We start from the raw sequence: 19,763 nt of genomic DNA, 5'->3' as shown, positions 1-19,763 counted from the left end.
CCAGACACCGTGACCTTGGGCGGACTCGCCCGGCAACGGTGTGAACTTCGGGGTGCATGACCTTGCACCCCGGCTCCAAAAACCCCCGGAGCGCATTGAGGTCACCTTCGTATCCGTCGGGAATGGCGGGTCGCTTTACCGATGGAAAATATAATGTCTTTCGAACATCTCCCCACCCTCCTGTCCGACGCGCTGACGCGAAAGGGCTATGAAAGCCTGACCCCGGTCCAGGCCGAAGTCACCCAGGCGCAAGCCGAAGGCCGCGACCTCATCGTCTCGGCGCAGACCGGATCGGGCAAGACGGTCGCCTTCGGCCTCGCCATGGCCGCCGAACTGCTGGGCGAACAGAACCGCCTGCCCGTCGCCGCCCAGCCGCTGGCCCTCGCCATCGCGCCGACCCGCGAACTGGCGCTTCAGGTCGCGCGCGAACTGGAATGGCTCTATGGCGAGGCGCGCGCCCGCATCACCACCTGCGTCGGCGGCATGGACGCCGCCAAGGAACGCCGCGCGCTTTCCCACGGCGCGCACATCGTCGTCGGCACGCCGGGCCGCCTGCGCGACCATCTCGAACGCGGCGCGCTCGACCTGTCGGCGATCAGGACGGTGGTGCTCGATGAAGCCGACGAAATGCTCGACATGGGCTTCCGCGAGGATCTGGAAGAAATCCTCGACGGCGCGCCCGAAGGCCGCCGCACGCTCCTTTTCTCCGCCACCATGCCCAAGCCGATCGTGGCGCTGGCCAGGCGCTACCAGAAGGACGCGCTGCGCATCTCCACCGTCAGCGACGAGCGCGGCCATGGCGACATCAGCTATCAGGCCGTCACCGTCGCCCCCGCCGACATCGAAAACGCGGTGGTCAACCTGCTGCGCTATCATGAGGCGGAAACGGCGATCCTCTTCTGCGCAACCCGCGACAACGTCCGCCACCTCCACGCCAGCCTGACGGAGCGCGGCTTCGCGGCGGTGGCGCTGTCGGGCGAACACAGCCAGAATGAGCGCAACCACGCGCTGCAGGCCCTGCGCGACCGCCGCGCCCGCGTCTGCGTCGCGACCGACGTCGCGGCGCGCGGCATCGACCTCCCCAATCTCAGCCTCGTCGTCCATGTCGAAATCCCGCGCGACGCGGAAACGATGCAGCACCGCTCCGGCCGCACCGGCCGCGCCGGCAAGAAGGGGACGGCCGTGCTGATCGTCCCCTATCCGCGCCGCCGCCGGGTCGAATCCATGCTGCGCGGCGCGAAGATCCCCGTCGAATGGGGCACCCCGCCCAGCCGGGAAGCGATACAGGAACAGGACAATGCCCGCCTGCGCGAGAAGCTGATGGAACGCGCCGAGCTGGACGAGCAGGACTGGGCGCTGGGCGCCGAACTGCTGGCCGAAAAATCGCCCAAGGAAATCGCCGCCATGCTGGTCAAGAGCGCCCGCGCCGCCCTTCCCGCGCCGGAGGAGCTGCTGGACGCCAGCGAAGCGCCCGCCCGCCGCGACGGACCGCGTCCGGGGTTTGAGGATACGGTCTGGTTCCGCATGGACATCGGCCGCAACCAGAATGCCGATCCGCGCTGGATATTGCCGCTCATCTGCCGCCGCGGCCATGTGTCGCGGCAGGAGATCGGCGCGATCCGCATCGCCGCCAATGAAACGATGTTCGAAATCCCTTCCGCCATCGCGGCGAAGTTCGTCGGCGCGGTGAAACGCACCGGCCAGGCCAGCGACGAGGGCGCCGAAGTCGCGATCGAGCAGATCGAGGGCAAGCCCCGCGAAATGGCGCGCGAAAACCGGCGCGACGGCGGCCCGCGCGGCAAGGGTCGCCCCAATGAAGGGCACGGCCCCAGGCCCGCCTATGGCGCGCGGCCGTTCAAGGGCGGCCCGCGCAAGGCTGGCCCCCGCAAGCCCCGCGGTTGACCGGGCGGGAGCCGGGCAGCCCTTCATGCATTGAAAAGCCATGGCTGCCCCCCTCCTCATCCCGATCCTCGGCGACCAGCTGACGCCCGGCATCGCGTCGCTCCGGAACGCCGACCCGGCAAACAGCATCCTGCTGATGATGGAGGTGGCGGACGAAACCACCTATGTCCGCCATCACAAGGCCAAGATCGCCTTCATCCTCTCCGCCATGCGCCATCATGCCGATCGGTTGAGGGCGCTCGGATGGACGGTCGACTATGTGAAGCTCGACCAGCCGGAAAACAGCGGCAGCTTCACCGGGGAGGTCGCCCGCGCCATCGAACGCCACCGTCCCTCCGCCATCCACGTCACGGAGGGCGGCGAATGGCGCGTCCGCGCGATGCTGGAGGAATGGGAAGGCCGCTTCGGCATCCCCGTCACCATCCATGAGGATGACCGCTTCCTCTGCTCCCATGCCGAATTCGATGCCTGGGCGGCGGCGCGCCAGCAGCTCAGGATGGAATTTTTCTACCGCGACATGCGCCGCAGGACCGGGCTGTTGCTGACGGAAGAGGGCGAACCCGAAGGCGGCCAGTGGAATTTCGACGCGGAAAACCGAAAACCGCCGCCCCGGCGCGACCTGTTGATGCCGCAGCCGCTCCGCTTCCGCCCCGACCCGATCACGCGGGATGTGCTGGCGCTGGTCGCGGCGCGTTTTTCAGACCATATCGGTTCGCTCGACCATTTCCACTTCGCCGTCACGCATGAGGATGCGCAACGCCAGCAGGACCATTTCCTCGACCAGGCCCTGCCCCGCTTCGGGGACTATCAGGACGCGATGCTGACCGATGAGCCATTCCTCTGGCACTCGGTCCTTTCGCCCTATATCAACGCCGGACTGCTCGACCCGCTGTCGCTCTGCCGGGCGGTGGAGGGGCGATACCGCGCCGGCAGGGTCCCGCTCAACGCGGCGGAGGGCTTCATCCGGCAGGTCATCGGCTGGCGCGAATATGTGCGCGGGGTCTATTGGCACGAAGGCCCCGGCTATGGCCGCCGCAACGCGCTGGATGCGACGCGCGACCTGCCCGGCTTCTACTGGACGGGCAAGACCGACATGCACTGCATGGCCCGGGCGGTCGGCCAGACCATCGACCACGCTTACGCCCATCATATCCAGCGACTGATGATCACCGGCAATTTCGCCCTGCTCGCCGGGATCGACCCCGTGCAGGTGCATGTCTGGTATCTGGAGGTCTATGCCGACGCCTATGAATGGGTGGAAATGCCCAACACCATTGGCATGGCGCTGTTCGCGGACGGCGGCCTGCTGGGGTCGAAACCCTATGCGGCGGGCGGCGCCTATATCAACCGCATGTCGGATTATTGCGGCCGGTGCCGCTATGACGTGAAGCAGCGCCTTGGCGAGGACGCCTGCCCCTTCAACGCCCTCTACTGGGACTTTCTGGCCCGCAACGAGCGGAAGCTGGCGCGCAATCCGCGCCTCGCCATGCCCTATCGCAACTGGAACCGGATGAGCGTGGAGGACCGCGCCGCCCTCAGGAAACAGGCGGCGCGGTTCCTCGACGGATTGGGCAACGGTTAGAGCGCGCTGCGTTAAATCCTACGCAGGCCGCGCGCTCCAAGCTTTTGTTGTCGCATCCTTTTAAGCGCAAGACCGGTTCCCACTTTTGCGCACGATGCTCTAGAATGCCTTCGCATCGATCGACCAAGCTCCGTTTGACAACACCCTAACCCGCCCCGCAGAGCGACAGCATCCGCGCCGCCAGCTCCCGCTCCCCCATCACCACATGGGGCACGCCCAGCCCCTCCAGATGCCTGACCTCCGCATCGGAATGGGCGCGGGCGATGACCTGAAGATGGGGATTGAGGTGGCGCGCATGTTCGTGGATCGCGCCGCCCTCGAACCCTTCGGGCACGGCGATCAGCAGCCGCCGCGCCTCGTTTATGCCGGCCGCCCGCAGATGCCGGTCCTCCAGCGCGCTGCCCCGCACCACGGTAAGGCCGGCCTCCTCCGCCTCTTCCGCCCGGTCGGAATCGGCTTCGATCACCACGAAATGCGCGCCCTTCTCGGCCAGCCGATCCGCGATCAGCTTCCCCACCCGGCCATAGCCGACCAGGATGACATGGCCGATGCGCGGCTTGGCCTTCGCCTTCTGGGCCTGCGCCTCTTCCTCCACCTCCTCCTGCTTGTGCCCGCGCACGATCAGGGAGAAGATCAGCGGATTGAGGAAGATCGAAACGATCGCGCCCGCAAGGATCAGGTCGCGCGCCTCGGCCGGCAAGACCCCCAATCCCGTCCCCAAGGAGGCGAGGATGAAGGAGAATTCCCCGATCTGCGCCAGGCTCGCCGCGATGGTGAGCGCCGTGTCGCCCGGATGGCCGAAGGCGCGGACGATGGCGAAGGCGGCGATCGACTTGCCGACGATGATGATCGCCACCGTCGCCAGCAACGGCAGCGGCTGCTCGACCAGCACCGCCGGATTGAACAGCATGCCGACGGAAACGAAGAAGAGCACGGCGAAGGCGTCGCGCAGCGGCAGCGTCTCCTCAGTCGCGCGGCGGCTGAGCGGCGTCTCGCCCAAGATCATGCCGGCGAAGAACGCCCCCAGCGCGAAGGACACGTCGAAGGCGACCGCCGCGCCGAACGCGACGCCCAGCGCTATCGCCAGCACGGCCAGGCGGAACAGCTCGCGCGATCCGCTATGCACGACCCAGTGCAACGCCCAGGGAATGACGCGGCGGCCGACCACCAGCATCAGCGCGACGAAGCCCGCGACCTTCAGCAGCGTGCCCAGCAGCGGCGCCAGCAAGGCCCCGGCATTGGCCCCGCCCGCCGCATCGGCATTGTTCATGACCCCGGCAAGCGCGGGGAGCAGCACCAGCGCCAGCACCATCACCAGATCCTCGACGATCAGCCATCCGACGGCGATCCGGCCCCGGCGCGTTTCCACCAGGTCCGCCCCCTGCAGGGCGCGCAGCAGCACGACGGTGCTCGCCACCGACAGCGCCAGGCCGAAGACCAGCCCGCCCAGCAGCGGCCAGCCCATGACATGCGCCAGGCCCATGCCCATCAGCGTCGCCACCGCGATCTGGCCCAGCGCGCCGGGCACCGCGATGTTCTTCACCGACAGAAGGTCGCGCAGGGAGAAATGCAGGCCGACGCCGAACATCAGCAGGATGACGCCGATCTCCGCCAGTTCATTGGCCAGGCTGGCATTGGCGACGAAGCCCGGTGTGAACGGCCCGACCATGATCCCGGCGATCAGATAGCCGACAAGCGGCGACAATTTCAAGCGATGGGCGATGGCGCCCATGACGAAGGCGACGACAAGGCCCGCGACGATCGTTCCGATCAGGGGCGTGTGATGGGGCATGGAGTGTCTTTCCCTGACCGCCGATGGAGGAACGCCCTCCATCGGCGGCATATCATATTCATTCAGCGACGGTCAGCATCGCCGCCGACAACAGCGCGCCGGCCGCGCCCAGTCCCGCCATGACGGCCGGCATGAACCACCATGGCGGACGGCGGCGGGACGAGCCCGCGCTGCCGCGTCTCGATCTTCTGCGGGTCATGAAGAGGCTCCTTTTTCCTGATGGCGGCCTGGAACGGCCGCCCAGAGGGCGATGCGTCAGGAAAGGACCGGGGGCGCCCGCGCCCGCCGGGGGGAAAGCAGGTGGAAGGACGGGAAAGAAACGAAGGCGGGAGAGAATCGGTCGCCGGCGCGCAGCAGGACGACGCCCGGCAGCATTGCGATGGCCATCGGCCCGCTCATGGCGAACGCCGGAAACGGCGCCCGCCCGTCGCCATCCGGCTCGATGGCCTGCGCGGCGACAGGGGTCGCATGGGCGCGGGCCTTCAACACCACGGCGGTGGTGGCCGGGTTGAAGGCGGAGCCGGTGAACCGGCTGGATGGCGGCCCCAGGGGCGCGAGCGCGCTCAGCAGGGCCACGCCGATCGACAGCCACAGGGTCAGGATGAACAGCAGCCGGGCGGCCAGTGCTTCATTCCTGTATGGCGCTGGCGTCATGCGTGATGCTATCCTTTCGCCGCGCCAAGATAGGGACGCGCAAGGCCAAAAACCAGCCCCGAATGCCGCGCTTGCCGGTTGACATGGGCGAGTCATTCCAGTAGCGGGCCACATTCCCGCGCGGGTCCAACAGGGCATTGTCCCTCGACGATCTGCGTAAAGCAGATTTGAACGAGAAGAGAAGAGCCATGTTCGCAGTCGTGCGCACGGGCGGCAAGCAGTATCGCGTCGCCGCCGGAGACAAGATCGTCGTCGAGAAGCTGGCCGGTGAGGCTGGCGACAAGGTGACCCTGGATGACGTCCTGTTCGCCGGCGAAGGCAGCGACGTGAAGGACGCAGCCAAGCTGACCGTCGCCGCCGAAATCGTCGCGCAGGCGAAGGGCGAGAAGGTCATCGTTTTCAAGAAGCGCCGCCGGCACAACTACCGTCGTCGCAACGGCCACCGCCAGAATCACACGATCCTCAAGATCGTGTCGATCGCCTGAGCCGCAGCAAAGTCACGAGGAGTTTAAGTCATGGCACATAAGAAAGCTGGCGGTTCGTCGCGCAACGGTCGCGATTCGGAATCGAAGCGCCTTGGCGTGAAGAAGTTCGGCGGTCAGGAAGTGATCGGCGGCAACATCATCATTCGCCAGCGCGGCACCCGCGTCTATCCGGGCCGCAATGTCGGCATGGGCAAGGACCACACGCTGTTCGCGCTGGGTGAAGGCCGCGTGGTATTCCACACCGGCAAGCTCGGCCGCAAATATGTGTCGGTCGACGCACTGGCCGAAGCAGCCGAATAACGGACGATCGATGACGGATCGTCCCTCGCAATCGGGGCGATCCTCCTGGCGGAACGACTTTGGTCACACCGCCAGAGTTCGAGGGAAACAAGGGGCGCCCCATCCGGGAGCGCCCCTTTTTCGTATCGACGGGCGTCTCCCCTGAATTTCCCTCAACTCTCTGGAACCCCTCGCTTTCTCGCGCGTCGTGCGGGCGGGGCCCAGCCAGAGAAGATAGTCGTCAAGCCGTAACTTTTCGCGGTCATTGGCGCGCCGGAGATTAGGAGACTTTCGATGTTCGCCCGTACCCCCCGCCTGTTGCTGCGGCCCGGCTGGATGGAAGATGCGCCGGCCCTTGCCGAAGCGATCGGCGATGCGGCCGTCCTGCGCAACCTGACCCGCGCACCGGCCGCCTACAGCCAGGCCGATGCGCAGGCGTTCCTGGCCCAGCCGCAGGACCCGCGCCTGCCCAGCCTGCTTGCCTTCACCCGCACCAAGGGCGCGCCGCGCCTTGTCGGCGGCTGCGGCCTCCATGCAGCGGCTGATGGCAGGGTGGAGCTGGGCTATTGGATCGCCCGCCCCTATTGGGGACTCGGCTTCGCGACCGAAGCGGCCAGCGCCGTCATGCACATGGCCCGCGCCTCGGGCGTCCGCGATGTGCGCGCCGCCCATTTCGTGGACAATCCGGCATCCGGCAACGTCCTGCGCAAGCTCGGCTTCCGCTATACCGGCCGGATGGAAAGGCGCTTCAGCCTGGGCCGGGGCGCGGCGGCGGATTGCCTGGTCTTCGAGGAAGGCGCCTCCGGACAGGCGGGCGCCAGCCCCATGATGACGGATTCGTCGACCGACCTCTACGGGGATTCGCTGCCCGCGCTGGCGGCCTGATCCCTGCTGCCGGGGATGGCGGCGCGGCGCCGCCTTCTCCGGCGCCGGCCGCTTTTCGGGCAAGCGGCCGCTTTTGCCGCGCGCCTGTTTAATTCCGCCGCATAAACCGCTATGGGCGCGCGATGCATTTTCTTGATCAAGCGAAGATTTTCATCAAGTCCGGCTGGGGCGGTCCCGGCGCGGTCAGTTTCCGGCGCGAAAAATATGTCGAATATGGCGGTCCCGACGGCGGCAATGGCGGCAAGGGCGGCGACATCATCTTCGAGGCGGTAGCCGGGCTGAACACCCTGATCGACTTCCGCTACACCCAGCATTTCAAGGCGCAGCGCGGCATGCCCGGCGCGGGCAAGAACCGCTATGGCGCCGGCGGCGAAGACCTCGTCATCAAGGTGCCGGTGGGCACGCAGATCCTGTCCGATCCCACGCCCGTCGACGGTACGGAGGATGAGGACGGGACGATGGAATATGAACAGGAACTGCTGGCCGACTTCACGCAGGTGGGGCAACGCATCGTGCTGCTGCGCGGCGGCGACGGCGGGCGCGGCAACCTGTCCTACAAGACCAGCACCAACCGCGCCCCGCGCCAGCATGGCACGGGTTGGCCGGGGCAGGAAATGTGGGTGTGGCTGCGGCTGAAGCTGCTGGCCGATGTGGGCCTTGTGGGCATGCCCAATGCGGGCAAGTCGACCTTCATCAACCAGGTCACCAACACCAAGGCGAAGGTCGGCGCCTATGCCTTCACCACCACCAAGCCGCAACTGGGCGTGGTGCTGCATCGCGACCGGGAATTCGTGCTGGCCGACATTCCGGGCCTGATCGAGGGCGCGGCCGAGGGCGCGGGGATCGGCGACCGCTTCCTGGGCCATGTCGAACGCTGCCGGGTGCTGCTGCACCTGATCGACGCGACCGGCGACGACCCGGTCGAACAGTTCCGCATCGTGCAGGATGAACTCGCGGCCTATGGCGGCGGGCTGGACGAAAAGCCGCAGATCGTGGCGCTCAACAAGGGCGACCTGCTGGGGCCGGAACTGATGGAGGACATTGCCGGCCAGCTTCGGGACGAGGCCGGGGTGGACGATGTGTTCATCATCTCCGGCGCGACCGGCGAAGGCGTGCCGGCCCTGCTGGACGCAGTGCTGCCGCTGCTGGACCAGCCCGGCGAGGATGATGAGGATGGGACAGAAGAAGAAGACGAGAAGCCGTGGTCGCCACTGTAACTCCTCCCCTCCCCTTCAGGGAAGGGGTCGGGGATGGGGGCTTGCCGGATAGGGCTTCCCCCGCCTTGCCTCCTCACCCCACCCCCTCCCCTGCAGGGGAGGAGCGCATTCGGACCGCTTCATGACTTCTTCCCTCTCCGGCTTCCCTCCTTCGCAAATCCGCCGCCTGGTCATCAAGATCGGCTCCGCCCTGCTCGTCGATCCGAAGGGCGAGGTGCGCCAATCCTGGCTGCGCACGCTGGTGGCCGACATCGCGGCGCGCAAGGCTGCGGGCCAGCAGATCATCATCGTCTCCTCCGGCGCCATCGCCCTGGGGGCCCGGCGGCTGAAACTGCCCAAGGGCGGACGCGGCTCGCTCGAAGACGCGCAGGCGGCCGCCGCCACCGGCCAGATCGCGCTGTCGCAATGCTGGGCCAGCCTGCTCCACGAAAGGGGCATCACCGCCGCGCAGATGCTGGTGACGCTGGACGATCTGGAAAACCGCCGCCGCTATCTCAATGCGTCGGCCACGCTGGAACGGCTGATGGCGCTCGACGTCGTGCCGGTCGTGAACGAGAATGACAGCGTCGCCACGGCGGAAATCCGCTTCGGCGACAATGACCGGCTGGCGGCGCGCATCGGACAGGCGGCACGGGCTGACGCAGTTGTGCTGCTGTCGGACGTCGACGGGCTTTACACCGCCAACCCGCATGTCGATGCGGACGCCATGCTGATAGAGACAATCGAGCGCATCGATGCGCGCATCGCCGGGATGGCGGACGGCGGCTCCGCCTCGGGCATGGGATCGGGGGGCATGACCTCCAAGATCGAGGCGGCGCGGATCGCGACCGGGGCCGGCGCGCATCTGGCGATCATCTCCGGCAAGGTGGATTCGCCGCTGTCGCACTGGACGGATGGCGGCAAGGGCTCGATCTTCCTCGCCGCACAGGCCAGGGGCGCGCGCAAGGGCTGGCTCGCCGGCCGCCTCACCGTGCGCGGTCGTATCGTGGTCGATGCGGGGGCGGAGGCCGCCCTGGGCCGCGGCAACAGCCTGCTCCCGGCCGGCGTGGCGCGGGTCGATGGCATCTTCGCCCGCGGCGATGTGGTCGACATATTGGCCGAGGATGGTCGGGTGATCGCCCGCGGCCTCATCGAATATGACAGCGAGGAAGCCTCCCGCATCGCCGGCAAGCGCAGCGAGGACATCGCCGCGCTGCTGGGGCATCTGCCCCGCTCGGTGCTGGTCCACCGCGATCATATGGCGATGGTCTGATCCCATGTCCCTGCGCATTGCGATGACGGGCGCGACGGGTTTCGTCGGCGCCGAAACGCTCCATCAGGCTCTGGCGGCGGGACATCATGTCAGCGCCATCACCCGCCGGGCGCAGCCGCCGCGCGCCCATCTCAAATGGGTGCCCGGCGCGCTGGAGGACCGGGCGGCGCTCAACACGCTGGTGCGCGACGCCGATGTGGTGATCCACATCGCCGGCGTGGTGAACGCGCCCGACCGCGAAGGCTTCGAAACGGGCAATGCGCGCGGCACCATGGCGGTGGTCGACGCGATGCGGCATCGCGGGGTCAAGCGGCTGATCCACGTCTCCTCGCTTTCGGCGCGGGAACCGGAACTGTCGGACTATGGCTGGTCGAAGGAACTGGCGGAGCGGCATGTGAAGGCGAGCGGCCTCGACTGGACGATCATCCGCCCGCCCGCCATCTACGGCCCCGGCGACCGGGAGATGCTGGAACTGTTCCGCATGGCCCGGCGCGGGATCATGCTGATGCCGCCCGGCGGACGCCTGTCGGTGATCGAGGTGGGCGACCTCGCCCGTCTGTTCCTGACGCTGGCGGTCGAAAAGGACATGAAGAGCCTGACCCATGTCTATGAGGTCGATGACGGCACGCCCGGCGGCTGGGACCATATGGACTTCGCGCAGGCGATCGGACGCGCCGTCGGACGGCCGGTGCGGACCTTCGCGACGCCCGCCTGGCTGCTGGGCATGGGCGCGCGCCTCGACCGGCTGGTGCGCGGCAGGAACGCCAGGCTGACGCCCGACCGGGTCAGCTATTTCTGCCACCCCGACTGGGTCGTGACGAAGCGCAGGCAACCGCCCAAAAAGCTGTGGGTGCCCCGGGTGCCGACGGAAGAGGGATTGAAGGCCACTGCCGAAGCCTATCGGGCGAAAGGCTGGCTGCGATAAGCGGCACGGCCTCCGCCACGGCCTGAACGGGGACTCTCCCGGCAAGGCCTAAACCGCCTCCCCTTTCTCCGCACGATGCTCTAAACCGCGCCCAAGCCCGCATCCGCGAGACCGCGCCAGAGGTGCAGCGCCTGAACGCTTTCCGCGACATCATGCACCCGCACCATCTGCGCGCCCAGTTCAGCGGCGCGAAAGACCAGGGCCACCGATCCGCCCAGCCGCTCCGCCGCCGGCGCCTCATTCGACAGCGCCCCGATCAGGCGCTTGCGGCTGCCCGCGAACAGCAGCGGCACGCCCAGCCCCTGCAACGTCGCCAGCCCGTTCACCAGCGCCAGATTGTCGCCCAGCGACTTGCCGAATCCCAATCCCGGATCGACCATGATCTTCCCGCGCGGCACCCCCGCCGCCAGACAGGCGTCCACCCGCGCCTCCAGCATGTCGAACACATCGGCCACGACATCGCCATAACCCCCGGCATTGTCGTGCGGATCGTCCCCGGCCGACGGCGCATGCATCAGGATGACGGGGCACCCCGCCGCAACCGTCACTTCCATGGCGCGGGGATCATGCCGCAGCGCGCTCACATCATTGACGACCGACGCTCCCGCCGCCAGCGCGGCTTCCATCACCGCCGCCTTACGGGTGTCGATGGACATGGGGATCCCCGCCGCCGCCAGCCTTTCGATCACCGGCACGACGCGGGCGATCTCATCCCCTTCCCACAGGCGCGGCGCCCTGGGCCGGGTGGATTCGCCGCCCACATCGATCAGCGCCGCCCCCGCCGCCGCCATGGCGAAGCCCGCATCGGCCGCCGCCTGCGGATCGTCCATATGCCTGCCGCCGTCGGAAAAGCTGTCCGGCGTGATGTTCAGGATCGCCATCACCTGCGGCGCGTCGAACCGGATGGTGCGTTCCCCCAGCACCAGGGGCGGACGCTGCGCAGAGATATTGGCCGCCAGCCGCTGCGCCCGCTCCGCCAGCGCATCGGGCAGCCCCGCAATGGCGTCGGCAAATTCCGCGACCGGCACCGTCGCCCGCGCCACCCGCCGCCCGTCCTTCCGCGCCGTCAGCTCATAAGCCTGGAACCACAGCAACCCATTGCCCATCCGCGCCGCCGACCCGTCGGCCAGACCGACGGGCGACGGCACGAACCAGATGGGGCGCAGGTAAAGCCGCGCATCGGCAGGAAGCTGTGGCAACATCTTCAAACTCCGTCGCCCAGAGCCCGAAAGGAAATCCGGGATCGTTAAGGCTCGTTCGCCAGCAAATAGGTCTGCCGCAGCGCATCGATCGGCTTCAGCACGCCCTCCACCTCGCAATGCCAGAAGGTCCAGCCATTGCAACTCGGCGCACCCTGCAAGGTCGCGCCCATCTTGTGGATCGAGCCGGTATCCGCCCCCACCGACAGCGATCCGTCCGCCCGCACCACCGCCTGCCAGCGCCGCTTCGAATCCGTCAGCACCGCGCCGGGCTGCAGATAGCCCGTCTCGACCAGCGTGCCGAACGCCACCTTGGGCTGCTGCCGCGCCGTCTGCATGATGGTCAGCGCGCTTTCGTCCAGCGGCAGCGCCGCCTCGATCCGCTCCAGCGCGACCTCGATATAATCGTCCTCGCGCTCGATGCCGATCCACCTGCGGCCCAGGCGCTTGGCCACCGCGCCCGTCGTCCCGGTGCCGAAAAAGGGATCGAGCACCACGTCGCCCGGCTTCGTACAGGCCAGCAGCACGCGATAGAGCAGGGCCTCCGGCTTCTGCGTCGGATGCGCCTTGGTGCCGTTGCGCTTCAGCCGTTCCTGCCCGCCGCAGATCGGCAGCACCCAGTCGGACCGCATCTGCAACTCGTCGTTCAGCGTCTTCATCGCCTTGTAGTTGAACGTATATCGCGCATCCTCGCCCTGGCTCGCCCAGATCAGCGTCTCATGCGCGTTGGTGAAGCGCGTGCCCTTGAAATTGGGCATGGGATTGGACTTGCGCCAGATGATGTCGTTGAGGATCCAGAAGCCCTCGTCCTGCAACGCCGTGCCGACGCGGAAGATATTGTGGTAGCTGCCGATCACCCAGATGGTGCCGTTCGGCTTCAATATGCGCCGCGCTTCCCGCAGCCAGGCCTTGGTGAAACGGTCGTAGGAACCCAGCGTATCGAACTTGTCCCAGTCATTGTCGACCGCGTCCACCCGGCTGCCCTCGGGCCGGAACAGGTCGCCGCCAAGCTGGAGATTATAGGGCGGGTCCGCGAAGATCATGTCGATGCACGCATCGGGCAGCTTCGCCATTTCCGCGATGCAGTCGCCGCGCAGCAGGCGGTCGGCCTCGACCTCCACGGGCGCAACCGCCTTTTTCCGCCGCGGCGCGACGCGTTCCATGACACCCATTTCGTGACCCCCGTTTCCTTCTGAGGCCCAGCGATGAGTCCTCCGGAGTCAGCCGTCAAGATCAGCAACTTAGGGTTCAAGCCTCACATAATGGTTAACATGACGGAGAACGAACCGGGTAGCCACTAGATATTGAGTCGACAGCGACTCGAAAGACTCAAGATCGGCTAGTGTGACTCAAAAGACTCAGCGGAGAACAGGCCCGAAGTTTTTTTGGTTAACGCCGCTGGGAAGGGTAAAAACCGCCTTCACCTTGACCCATCGATAACCCGATGATTATGAATGGGTCCATGACCGACCATATTTTAAAGGGGGATCGATCGGCCTCCTGCGACGAACTGTTCAAGGCCCTGTCGGACGGCACCCGGCGCGCCCTGCTGGAATATCTGGTGCGCGAAGGGGAACAGAGCGTCCACGCCCTCACCGCCATTTCCGGCGTATCGCAACCCATGGTGTCCCGCCATCTCGGCAAGCTGAAACGCGCTAGCCTCGTGACGGCCCGCCGCGCCGGGCGCGAAACCTATTATTCCGCCCGCGCCAAGGGCCTTGCGCCCGTCGTGCAGTGGATGGCGGTCTACGGCGCGCTCTGGTCGCAGCGTTTCACCGCGCTGGAGGAACTGGACGCCTACTGACTTTCGAACATGGAACAACATGCGGAAATGGAATTAGGTGCTCCTGCGCAGGCAGGAACACGCCGCTTCTATCGCACAGACCCCGCCAGGATCGCCTCGATCAGCGCCACGTCATCCGGCTTGTCCGCGTCGATGCAGGCCTCCGCCTTCTCCATCGCCACCAGCCGCGCCACGATCCCGAAGCGCCGCCCCACCCGCGCGATCCCGCCCCGCAGCGTCGAAATCCGCAGCACCGCGCCCAGCAGGGCCAGCGGTCCGAAGGCGGACAGAATCTTCCACCCCTTCTTCCGGTCCTGCTCGACCTCCTGCCACAGCGCGACCACCGGCCGCGCCTTGCCGCTGCCGAACCAGAAGAGATTCGCCCCCGACCACCCGCCGTCGCGAAATTTGAGCCAGGTCCGCCGCGACCCCGGATAGCGCGCCAGCAATGTCCTGCGCTCGACCATCGCCACGGCGATGTCCGCGCCGGATGCCTCGCGCACCATCTGGTCCAGCATGGCCCCGTCCAGCAGCACATGATCCGCCGTCGTCATCAGCAGGGGAAAGGGCAGGTCCCCCCGGTCCAGCAAGGCGATGAGGGAGGAAGCGATTCCGCCCCCGCTCCTTTCGAACCGCACTTCGGGATGCTCCGCCAGCCAGGCGGTCGCCGGATCGGCGGCGAACAGTTCCGGCGCCTGGGTCAGCACGACCAGCCGCCCGACCGCCGGATGCGCCAGCAGGGCGCGGGCCGGCCGGTTGATCATCGGCTCCCCCGCCACCGGCACCAGCGGCTTGACCGCCACGCCGGCCGCCGCCGCCAGGGGATCGGGGATCGGCCGCGCCCCGGCCAGCAGGATCGCGGTGATGTCGGAAGCCGCTGCGTTCATTCCCGCCCGTTAGCGGAGGGAATCGCCCGCGAAAAGCTATTTCCCGGCCGCGGCCGGCGCCGCGCTCTTCTGCGCCACCTGCACGGGCAGGCCGATGCGCAGGCTCTTCAACTGCACCAGCCGCTGCCGGAAAGCCGCCAGTTCCCTGCCCGCCAATTGCGATGTCGTGGTGAACCGCACCGACAGCGGATTGATCGTCCGTCCGTTCCGGTACAGCTCATAATGCAGATGCGGCCCGGTCGACAGGCCCGACGATCCGACATAGCCGATCACCTGCCCCTGCCGCACCCGCTGCCCCGGCGACGCGGCGATGCGGCTCATATGCGCATAGCCTGTGGCAAGGCCGTTGCCATGCTCCAGCCGCACATAATTGCCATGCCCCCCATGCCGCCCGGCATAGGACACCACGCCGTCCGTCGCCGCATAGATGGGCGAACCATAATGGGCGGCAAAATCGATCCCCGCATGCATGCGGGTATAACCCAGGATCGGATGGCGCCGCATGCCGAAGCTGGACGACATGCGCCCCGCCACCGGCGCCGACAGCACGCCACGCCGCTGGCCGACGCCCGACGCCTCGAACCACTGGGTCCGCCCGTCCTGCGTCCATTTCAGCATGTCGATGCCGCGCCCGCTCGCCCGGTGCAGCCCGGCGAACAGCAGGTCGCCCACCTCTACGTCGCCCGTGTCGGCCCGCCGATATTCGGTGACGATGTCATAGCGGTCCCCCGCCGAGATCGATCCGAGATCGACCTGCTGCGCGACGACGCGCAGGAAACTCTGGATCGCCTTGGGCGGCGCGCCCGCGGCCCGCGCCGATCGATAGAGGCTCTCGCCCACCACGCCCTGGATGCGCAGCGGCGTCTCGTCCACATGGATCGCCGTCCGCTGCACCTGCAGGACCCCGCCGGCCCGCGCGATCTCGATCCCCAGATCGAGCCGCGCCCGGAAGCTCAGCCGGTCCAGCGGCCGCGGCACGTCCCGGCTCGGCCGGCGGCCCAGCACGATGTCCAGCGGCGTGCCCGGCTTCAATCCCGCGCCGGTGTCGCCCGCCACCAGGCTCGTCACCGTCGCCACGTCGCCGCCGCTCACGCCCGCCCGCGCCAGCGCCCGGCCCAGCGAATCGCTGCCGCCGATCTGCGCGCGCAATTCGATCTGCGGCCGCTCCGGCGTCTCGCGCAGCGGCTGCACCGCGTCGGTCGGCCCCATGCGCCGTCCGCTGTCCGCGCCCAGGGCAAGCGGCATGATCATCTGGCTGCGCACTTCGTCGAACTGCCTCGCCGGCATCAGCGGCTGCGGCGCGCCGGGCAGGGCATGAAAGCCCGGCGACAGATAAAGCGCCGCCGCGCACAGCCCGAAACAGGTCGCAAGTCCCCGGAACCAGGTGAAACTTCCCACCCGCTGGCCGAGGTCGGGAACCAGTTCCACATCCTCGGCCCAGTCGCGCAGCTTCTCCCGCCAGTCGCGCCGATCCTCGGCCGGTCCCGCCCTGCGGATCGAGTCAGTCAGCCACAGGGACGCGGAAGCGCCACCCTGCTGGGCATTGATCTGACCATCATGAAACACGGTAAAACACGCCCCCGGGGCAAATATCGCCCGACCCCCGCCGCGCGTTCATCCGCAATTTTGTAAAAGCACAAGGTTAAAGTCAAATAAACACGCCTTTTTTAACCCTTTTTCCGCGACCGGCCGTGCCCCGCAAAGGACCGGCGGACCAATCCCCGCCGCTCGTCCCCTCATCCTCGCCTCTCCCCGTCACCCCCGCCTCCTCCGTTCATCCCCACCCCCTCCCCGTCATCCCCGCGAAGGCGGGGATCCATCTCCCACCCCCACCCCCGCCGCAAGGCCGGCGGCCCACCCGCAAGACCCGCGCACCCCAATTCGACCTCCCGCCCGGGCCTTTCCCCTTGCCCTTCCCCGATCCATGCCCGACATAGCAGGGACCATGGCCCAGTTCGCCCGATCGCCCCTCACCGCCGTCCTGGGCCCCACCAACACCGGCAAGACCCACCTCGCCGTCGAACGCATGTGCGGCCATAGCTCCGGGATGATGGGCTTCCCGCTGCGCCTGCTGGCGCGGGAAGTCTATGACCGGGTGGCCGGCATGAAGGGCCCGGCGCAGGTCGCCCTCATCACCGGCGAGGAAAAGATCGTGCCCCCCGGCGCCCGCTATTTCCTCTGCACCGCGGAATCCATGCCGATCGGTCGGCAGGCCGGGACCGCGAACGAGGGGCTGGCGGATTACGCCTTCGTCGCCCTGGACGAAGCCCAGCTCGGCGCCGATCCGGAACGCGGCCATGTCTTCACCGACCGCCTCCTGCGCGCCAGGGGCCGGGAGGAAACGATGATCCTCGGCTCGGCCAGCATCGGCCGGGTGGTGAAGGCGTTGGTCCCCGATGCGGAGATCATCGGCCGCCCGCGTTTCTCGACGCTCAGCTATGCCGGCGCGAAAAAGCTCTCCCGCCTGCCCAAGCGTTCCGCCATCGTCGCCTTCTCCGCCGAGGAGGTCTATGCCGTGGCGGAAATGCTCCGCCGCTTCCGGGGCGGCGCGGCGGTGGTGATGGGCGCGCTCTCGCCCCGCACCCGCAATGCGCAGGTGCAGATGTTCCTGAACGGAGAGGTCGACTATCTGGTCGCCACCGACGCGATCGGCATGGGCCTCAACCTCGACGTCGCGCATGTCGCCTTCGCCTCGCTGCGCAAATATGACGGCCGCCGCACCCGCCGCCTGACCGTCGCGGAAATGGCGCAGATCGCCGGTCGCGCCGGCCGCCACCACCAGGACGGCACCTTCGGCAGCCTGGGCCATGAGGATGGCGACGCCGCCTTCACGCCGGAGGAGATAGAGGCGATAGAGGCGCACCGGTTTCCGCCGGTGGAGCAGCTTTTCTGGCGCAACGGCACGCCGCGCACCGACCGGCTGGATCACCTCATTTCCGATCTGGAGCAGAAGCCCGAACGCCCCGAACTGCGCGCCGCGCCCGAAGCGGTCGACCTCGCCGTGCTCAGGCGGCTCGCCGACGACCCGCTGGTGATTGATCGGGCACGCGGCAGGAAGCAGGTCGAACGGCTCTGGGCCGCCTGCGGCCTGCCCGATTTCCAGAAACTGGGCGCCGAACATCATGCCCGCGCCGTCAGCCGCATCTGGCGCTTCCTGTCCGAAGGGACGGGCCACATCCCCCGCGACTGGTTCGCCCAGCAGATTGCGCGACTCGATTCGGTTCAGGGCGACATCGACACCCTCTCCGGCCGGATCGCCGCCGCCCGCACCTGGTCCTACATCGCCCATCGCGCCGACTGGCTCGCCCATCCGGCGGAAATGGCGGAGCGCACCCGCGCCCTCGAAGAAAAGCTCTCCGACGCGCTCCACGCCGCGCTGACGCAGCGTTTCGTGGACCGGCGCACCACCGTTCTGCTAAGGGACATCGGCCAAAGCGCGGCCAATCTGCCGGTCGAAATCGAACAGGACGGGACAGTCTGCGTCGATGGCGAGACGATCGGGCGACTTGACGGATTTCGTTTCTCGGTCGATCCCGCTACCCGGCATCAGGACAGGAAGATGCTGCTGGCGGCCGCTGAACGGCGCCTTGGAAGGATATTGCGAGTGAAGGCTGACGAATTGCTGGGCGCACCCGATACCGATTTCGCGCTCATGGACGAAGCAGGGCAGGCCCCCGGCATAAGCTGGAAGGGCGATCCGGTGGCGACGCTGCACGGCGGCCCCGCGCTGCTGACCCCGGAAATCCGTCTGGACCGCGCGCTCCTCGCAATGGGACAGGATGTGCAGAAGCAGGTGGCGGCCCGCCTTGCCGCATGGATGGACGCGCAGAAGGAAAAGCATCTGCTGCCCCTCACCAGGATGGTGGCCAGCAGCGCCGATCCCGAAGTCCCCGCCGTCGTCCGCGCCGTCTTCGCCCAGCTTGCCGATGCCGGCGGCGTCATCGCGCGCACCGAACTCGATTCGGCGCTCGGCCATCTCGACAAGGACCAGCGCCATCTGCTGCGCCGCGCCGGCATCGACATCGGCGTGCTCGATATCTATCATCCCGGCCTGCTGAAGCCCGGCGCCGCCCGCTGGCGCGCCGCCCTGCTGGCCGCGCGCCTGGGCAAGCCCTGCCTGCCCCTGCCCGGCCCGGGCCTCACCCTGATCCCGGCCGGCGAAAAGCCTGAGCAGATGGGCGCCCGCATCGCCGGCTTCCGCGGCTTTGGCGAACAGATGCTGCGCATCGACATGGCCGAACGCATGGCCCGCACCGCGCATGAAGCCATCGCCAGGAACGAGGCCTTCACCGCGCAGAGCCCGCAGATCGTCTCGCTCGGCCTGTCGGAGAACGCCTTCCTGCAACTGATGCGCCTCGCGGGCTTCCGCGCCGTGGAGGCGCCTGCGGAGGGCGGACCCAATTGGGCCTTCCGTGGCCGGCAGAAGGCGCGGACGCACCAGCAGCATCCGGGCCGCGAAAAGCGCGGCGCGCCCGCCCAGGGCAAGCCCCGCAACGACCGGGGGCCGCGCCCCGCCGCCTCGTCCGGCCCTGCCCCCACCGGCAACCATGCCTTTGCGGGCCTTGCCGAACTGCTGGGCCGCAATGGCTGACGCGGGCCTGGTCGCGGCCCACGGCCCCAGCCTGCGCATCGACAAGTTCCTCTGGTTCGCGCGCCTCGCAAAGAGCCGTTCGGTCGCCCAGAAAATGGCGGAGGACGGCCATATCCGCCTCAACGGCCGCCGCATCGAACGCTCGCACGCGCCGGTGCGGGCCGGCGATCTCATCACCTTTCCCCATCCCAGCGGCGTCCGGGTCGTCCGCATCCTCCAGCTCCCCGGCCGCCGAGGCCCCGCCCCCGAAGCCCAGTCCTGCTACGAGGAACTGACGGTCGGCGCCTGAAGCCCCCCCCCCTTTTGTCGTTCCCGCGAAGGCGGGAACCC

General features: G+C 67.9%; 18 protein-coding genes. 11 read left to right on the top strand and 7 right to left on the bottom strand.

Features of this window, described 5'->3' with window-relative positions; translation table 11 throughout:
• Positions 1 to 153 precede the first annotated feature (153 nt).
• Together H5V43_RS00490 and H5V43_RS00485 are read left to right on the top strand one after the other, a co-directional pair.
• Complete coding sequence (locus H5V43_RS00490) at positions 154 to 1,902, top strand: DEAD/DEAH box helicase (RefSeq protein ID WP_025550852.1); 1,749 nt, start codon at positions 154 to 156, stop codon at positions 1,900 to 1,902.
• Positions 1,903 to 1,942: 40 nt separating this feature from the next.
• Positions 1,943 to 3,484 (top strand): cryptochrome/photolyase family protein, encoded by a 1,542-nt coding sequence (locus H5V43_RS00485; protein WP_025550854.1) that lies wholly within the window; start codon positions 1,943 to 1,945, stop codon positions 3,482 to 3,484.
• A 145-nt stretch (positions 3,485 to 3,629) separates the two neighbouring features.
• Here the strand turns inward: H5V43_RS00485 and ybaL are convergent, their stop codons facing one another.
• From ybaL to H5V43_RS00470, 3 genes are read right to left on the bottom strand one after another with little or no spacing between them, the layout of a single operon-like run.
• Complete coding sequence (gene ybaL / locus H5V43_RS00480) at positions 3,630 to 5,276, bottom strand: YbaL family putative K(+) efflux transporter (RefSeq protein ID WP_025551612.1); 1,647 nt, start codon at positions 5,274 to 5,276, stop codon at positions 3,630 to 3,632.
• A gap of 58 nt (positions 5,277 to 5,334) precedes the next feature.
• The gene (locus H5V43_RS00475) at positions 5,335 to 5,475 is read right to left on the bottom strand and encodes a hypothetical protein (protein WP_173676453.1); all 141 of its coding nucleotides are present in this window, start codon (positions 5,473 to 5,475) and stop codon (positions 5,335 to 5,337) included.
• Positions 5,476 to 5,531: 56 nt separating this feature from the next.
• Complete coding sequence (locus H5V43_RS00470) at positions 5,532 to 5,930, bottom strand: hypothetical protein (protein WP_244968638.1); 399 nt, start codon at positions 5,928 to 5,930, stop codon at positions 5,532 to 5,534.
• 188 nt (positions 5,931 to 6,118) lie between these two features.
• Between H5V43_RS00470 and rplU the strand changes: the two genes are divergently transcribed.
• From rplU to H5V43_RS00440, 6 genes are all read left to right on the top strand, one after another.
• Positions 6,119 to 6,415 (top strand): 50S ribosomal protein L21, encoded by a 297-nt coding sequence (rplU, locus tag H5V43_RS00465; RefSeq protein ID WP_007683601.1) that lies wholly within the window; start codon positions 6,119 to 6,121, stop codon positions 6,413 to 6,415.
• 30 nt (positions 6,416 to 6,445) lie between these two features.
• Positions 6,446 to 6,715, top strand: a complete 270-nt coding sequence (gene rpmA, locus H5V43_RS00460; protein WP_022683124.1) for a 50S ribosomal protein L27 — start codon at positions 6,446 to 6,448, stop codon at positions 6,713 to 6,715.
• Positions 6,716 to 6,988: 273 nt separating this feature from the next.
• A complete protein-coding gene (locus H5V43_RS00455) occupies positions 6,989 to 7,579 on the top strand; it encodes a GNAT family N-acetyltransferase (protein WP_025551609.1) in 591 nt (196 codons plus the stop codon).
• A 122-nt stretch (positions 7,580 to 7,701) separates the two neighbouring features.
• Positions 7,702 to 8,796: a GTPase ObgE gene (obgE, locus tag H5V43_RS00450; RefSeq protein WP_025551607.1), complete on the top strand. Its 1,095-nt coding sequence runs from the start codon at positions 7,702 to 7,704 to the stop codon at positions 8,794 to 8,796.
• A gap of 121 nt (positions 8,797 to 8,917) precedes the next feature.
• A complete protein-coding gene (proB, locus tag H5V43_RS00445; RefSeq protein ID WP_025551605.1) occupies positions 8,918 to 10,048 on the top strand; it encodes a glutamate 5-kinase in 1,131 nt (376 codons plus the stop codon).
• A gap of 4 nt (positions 10,049 to 10,052) precedes the next feature.
• On the top strand, positions 10,053 to 10,973 hold the full coding sequence (locus H5V43_RS00440; RefSeq protein ID WP_025551603.1) for an NAD-dependent epimerase/dehydratase family protein: 921 nt from the start codon (positions 10,053 to 10,055) through the stop codon (positions 10,971 to 10,973).
• 80 nt (positions 10,974 to 11,053) lie between these two features.
• Here H5V43_RS00440 and folP read toward each other — a convergent pair whose 3' ends face one another.
• Both folP and H5V43_RS00430 read right to left on the bottom strand, forming a co-directional pair.
• Positions 11,054 to 12,175, bottom strand: coding sequence for a dihydropteroate synthase (gene folP / locus H5V43_RS00435; protein WP_099186199.1), 1,122 nt, complete (start codon positions 12,173 to 12,175; stop codon positions 11,054 to 11,056).
• A gap of 44 nt (positions 12,176 to 12,219) precedes the next feature.
• Positions 12,220 to 13,344 (bottom strand): site-specific DNA-methyltransferase, encoded by a 1,125-nt coding sequence (locus H5V43_RS00430; protein ID WP_025551601.1) that lies wholly within the window; start codon positions 13,342 to 13,344, stop codon positions 12,220 to 12,222.
• 290 nt (positions 13,345 to 13,634) lie between these two features.
• Here H5V43_RS00430 and H5V43_RS00425 point away from each other — a divergent pair, with 290 nt between their 5' ends.
• Positions 13,635 to 13,976 (top strand): ArsR/SmtB family transcription factor, encoded by a 342-nt coding sequence (locus H5V43_RS00425; RefSeq protein ID WP_025551600.1) that lies wholly within the window; start codon positions 13,635 to 13,637, stop codon positions 13,974 to 13,976.
• Between the two features lie 68 nt (positions 13,977 to 14,044).
• On the opposite strand, the gene H5V43_RS00420 is transcribed toward H5V43_RS00425, so the two are convergent.
• Together H5V43_RS00420 and H5V43_RS00415 are read right to left on the bottom strand one after the other, a co-directional pair.
• Entirely contained in the window at positions 14,045 to 14,842 is a 798-nt protein-coding gene (locus H5V43_RS00420; RefSeq protein WP_025551598.1) for a nucleotidyltransferase family protein, read from the bottom strand.
• A 36-nt stretch (positions 14,843 to 14,878) separates the two neighbouring features.
• Complete coding sequence (locus H5V43_RS00415; protein WP_025551597.1) at positions 14,879 to 16,408, bottom strand: M23 family metallopeptidase; 1,530 nt, start codon at positions 16,406 to 16,408, stop codon at positions 14,879 to 14,881.
• A gap of 379 nt (positions 16,409 to 16,787) precedes the next feature.
• Here H5V43_RS00415 and H5V43_RS00410 point away from each other — a divergent pair, with 379 nt between their 5' ends.
• Together H5V43_RS00410 and H5V43_RS00405 are read left to right on the top strand one after the other, a co-directional pair.
• The gene (locus H5V43_RS00410) at positions 16,788 to 19,433 is read left to right on the top strand and encodes a helicase-related protein (RefSeq protein ID WP_244968637.1); all 2,646 of its coding nucleotides are present in this window, start codon (positions 16,788 to 16,790) and stop codon (positions 19,431 to 19,433) included.
• Entirely contained in the window at positions 19,426 to 19,722 is a 297-nt protein-coding gene (locus H5V43_RS00405; RefSeq protein WP_044661669.1) for an RNA-binding S4 domain-containing protein, read from the top strand. Before H5V43_RS00410 ends, H5V43_RS00405 begins: the two co-directional genes overlap by 8 nt.
• Positions 19,723 to 19,763: the final 41 nt, after the last annotated feature.

This window comes from Sphingobium fuliginis (assembly GCF_015074805.1).
In the GTDB taxonomy this organism is placed as follows: Bacteria; Pseudomonadota; Alphaproteobacteria; order Sphingomonadales; family Sphingomonadaceae; genus Sphingobium; species Sphingobium fuliginis.
The sequence above is the reverse complement of the archived record's forward strand: the minus strand, read 5'-3'. Positions and strand labels throughout refer to the sequence as shown.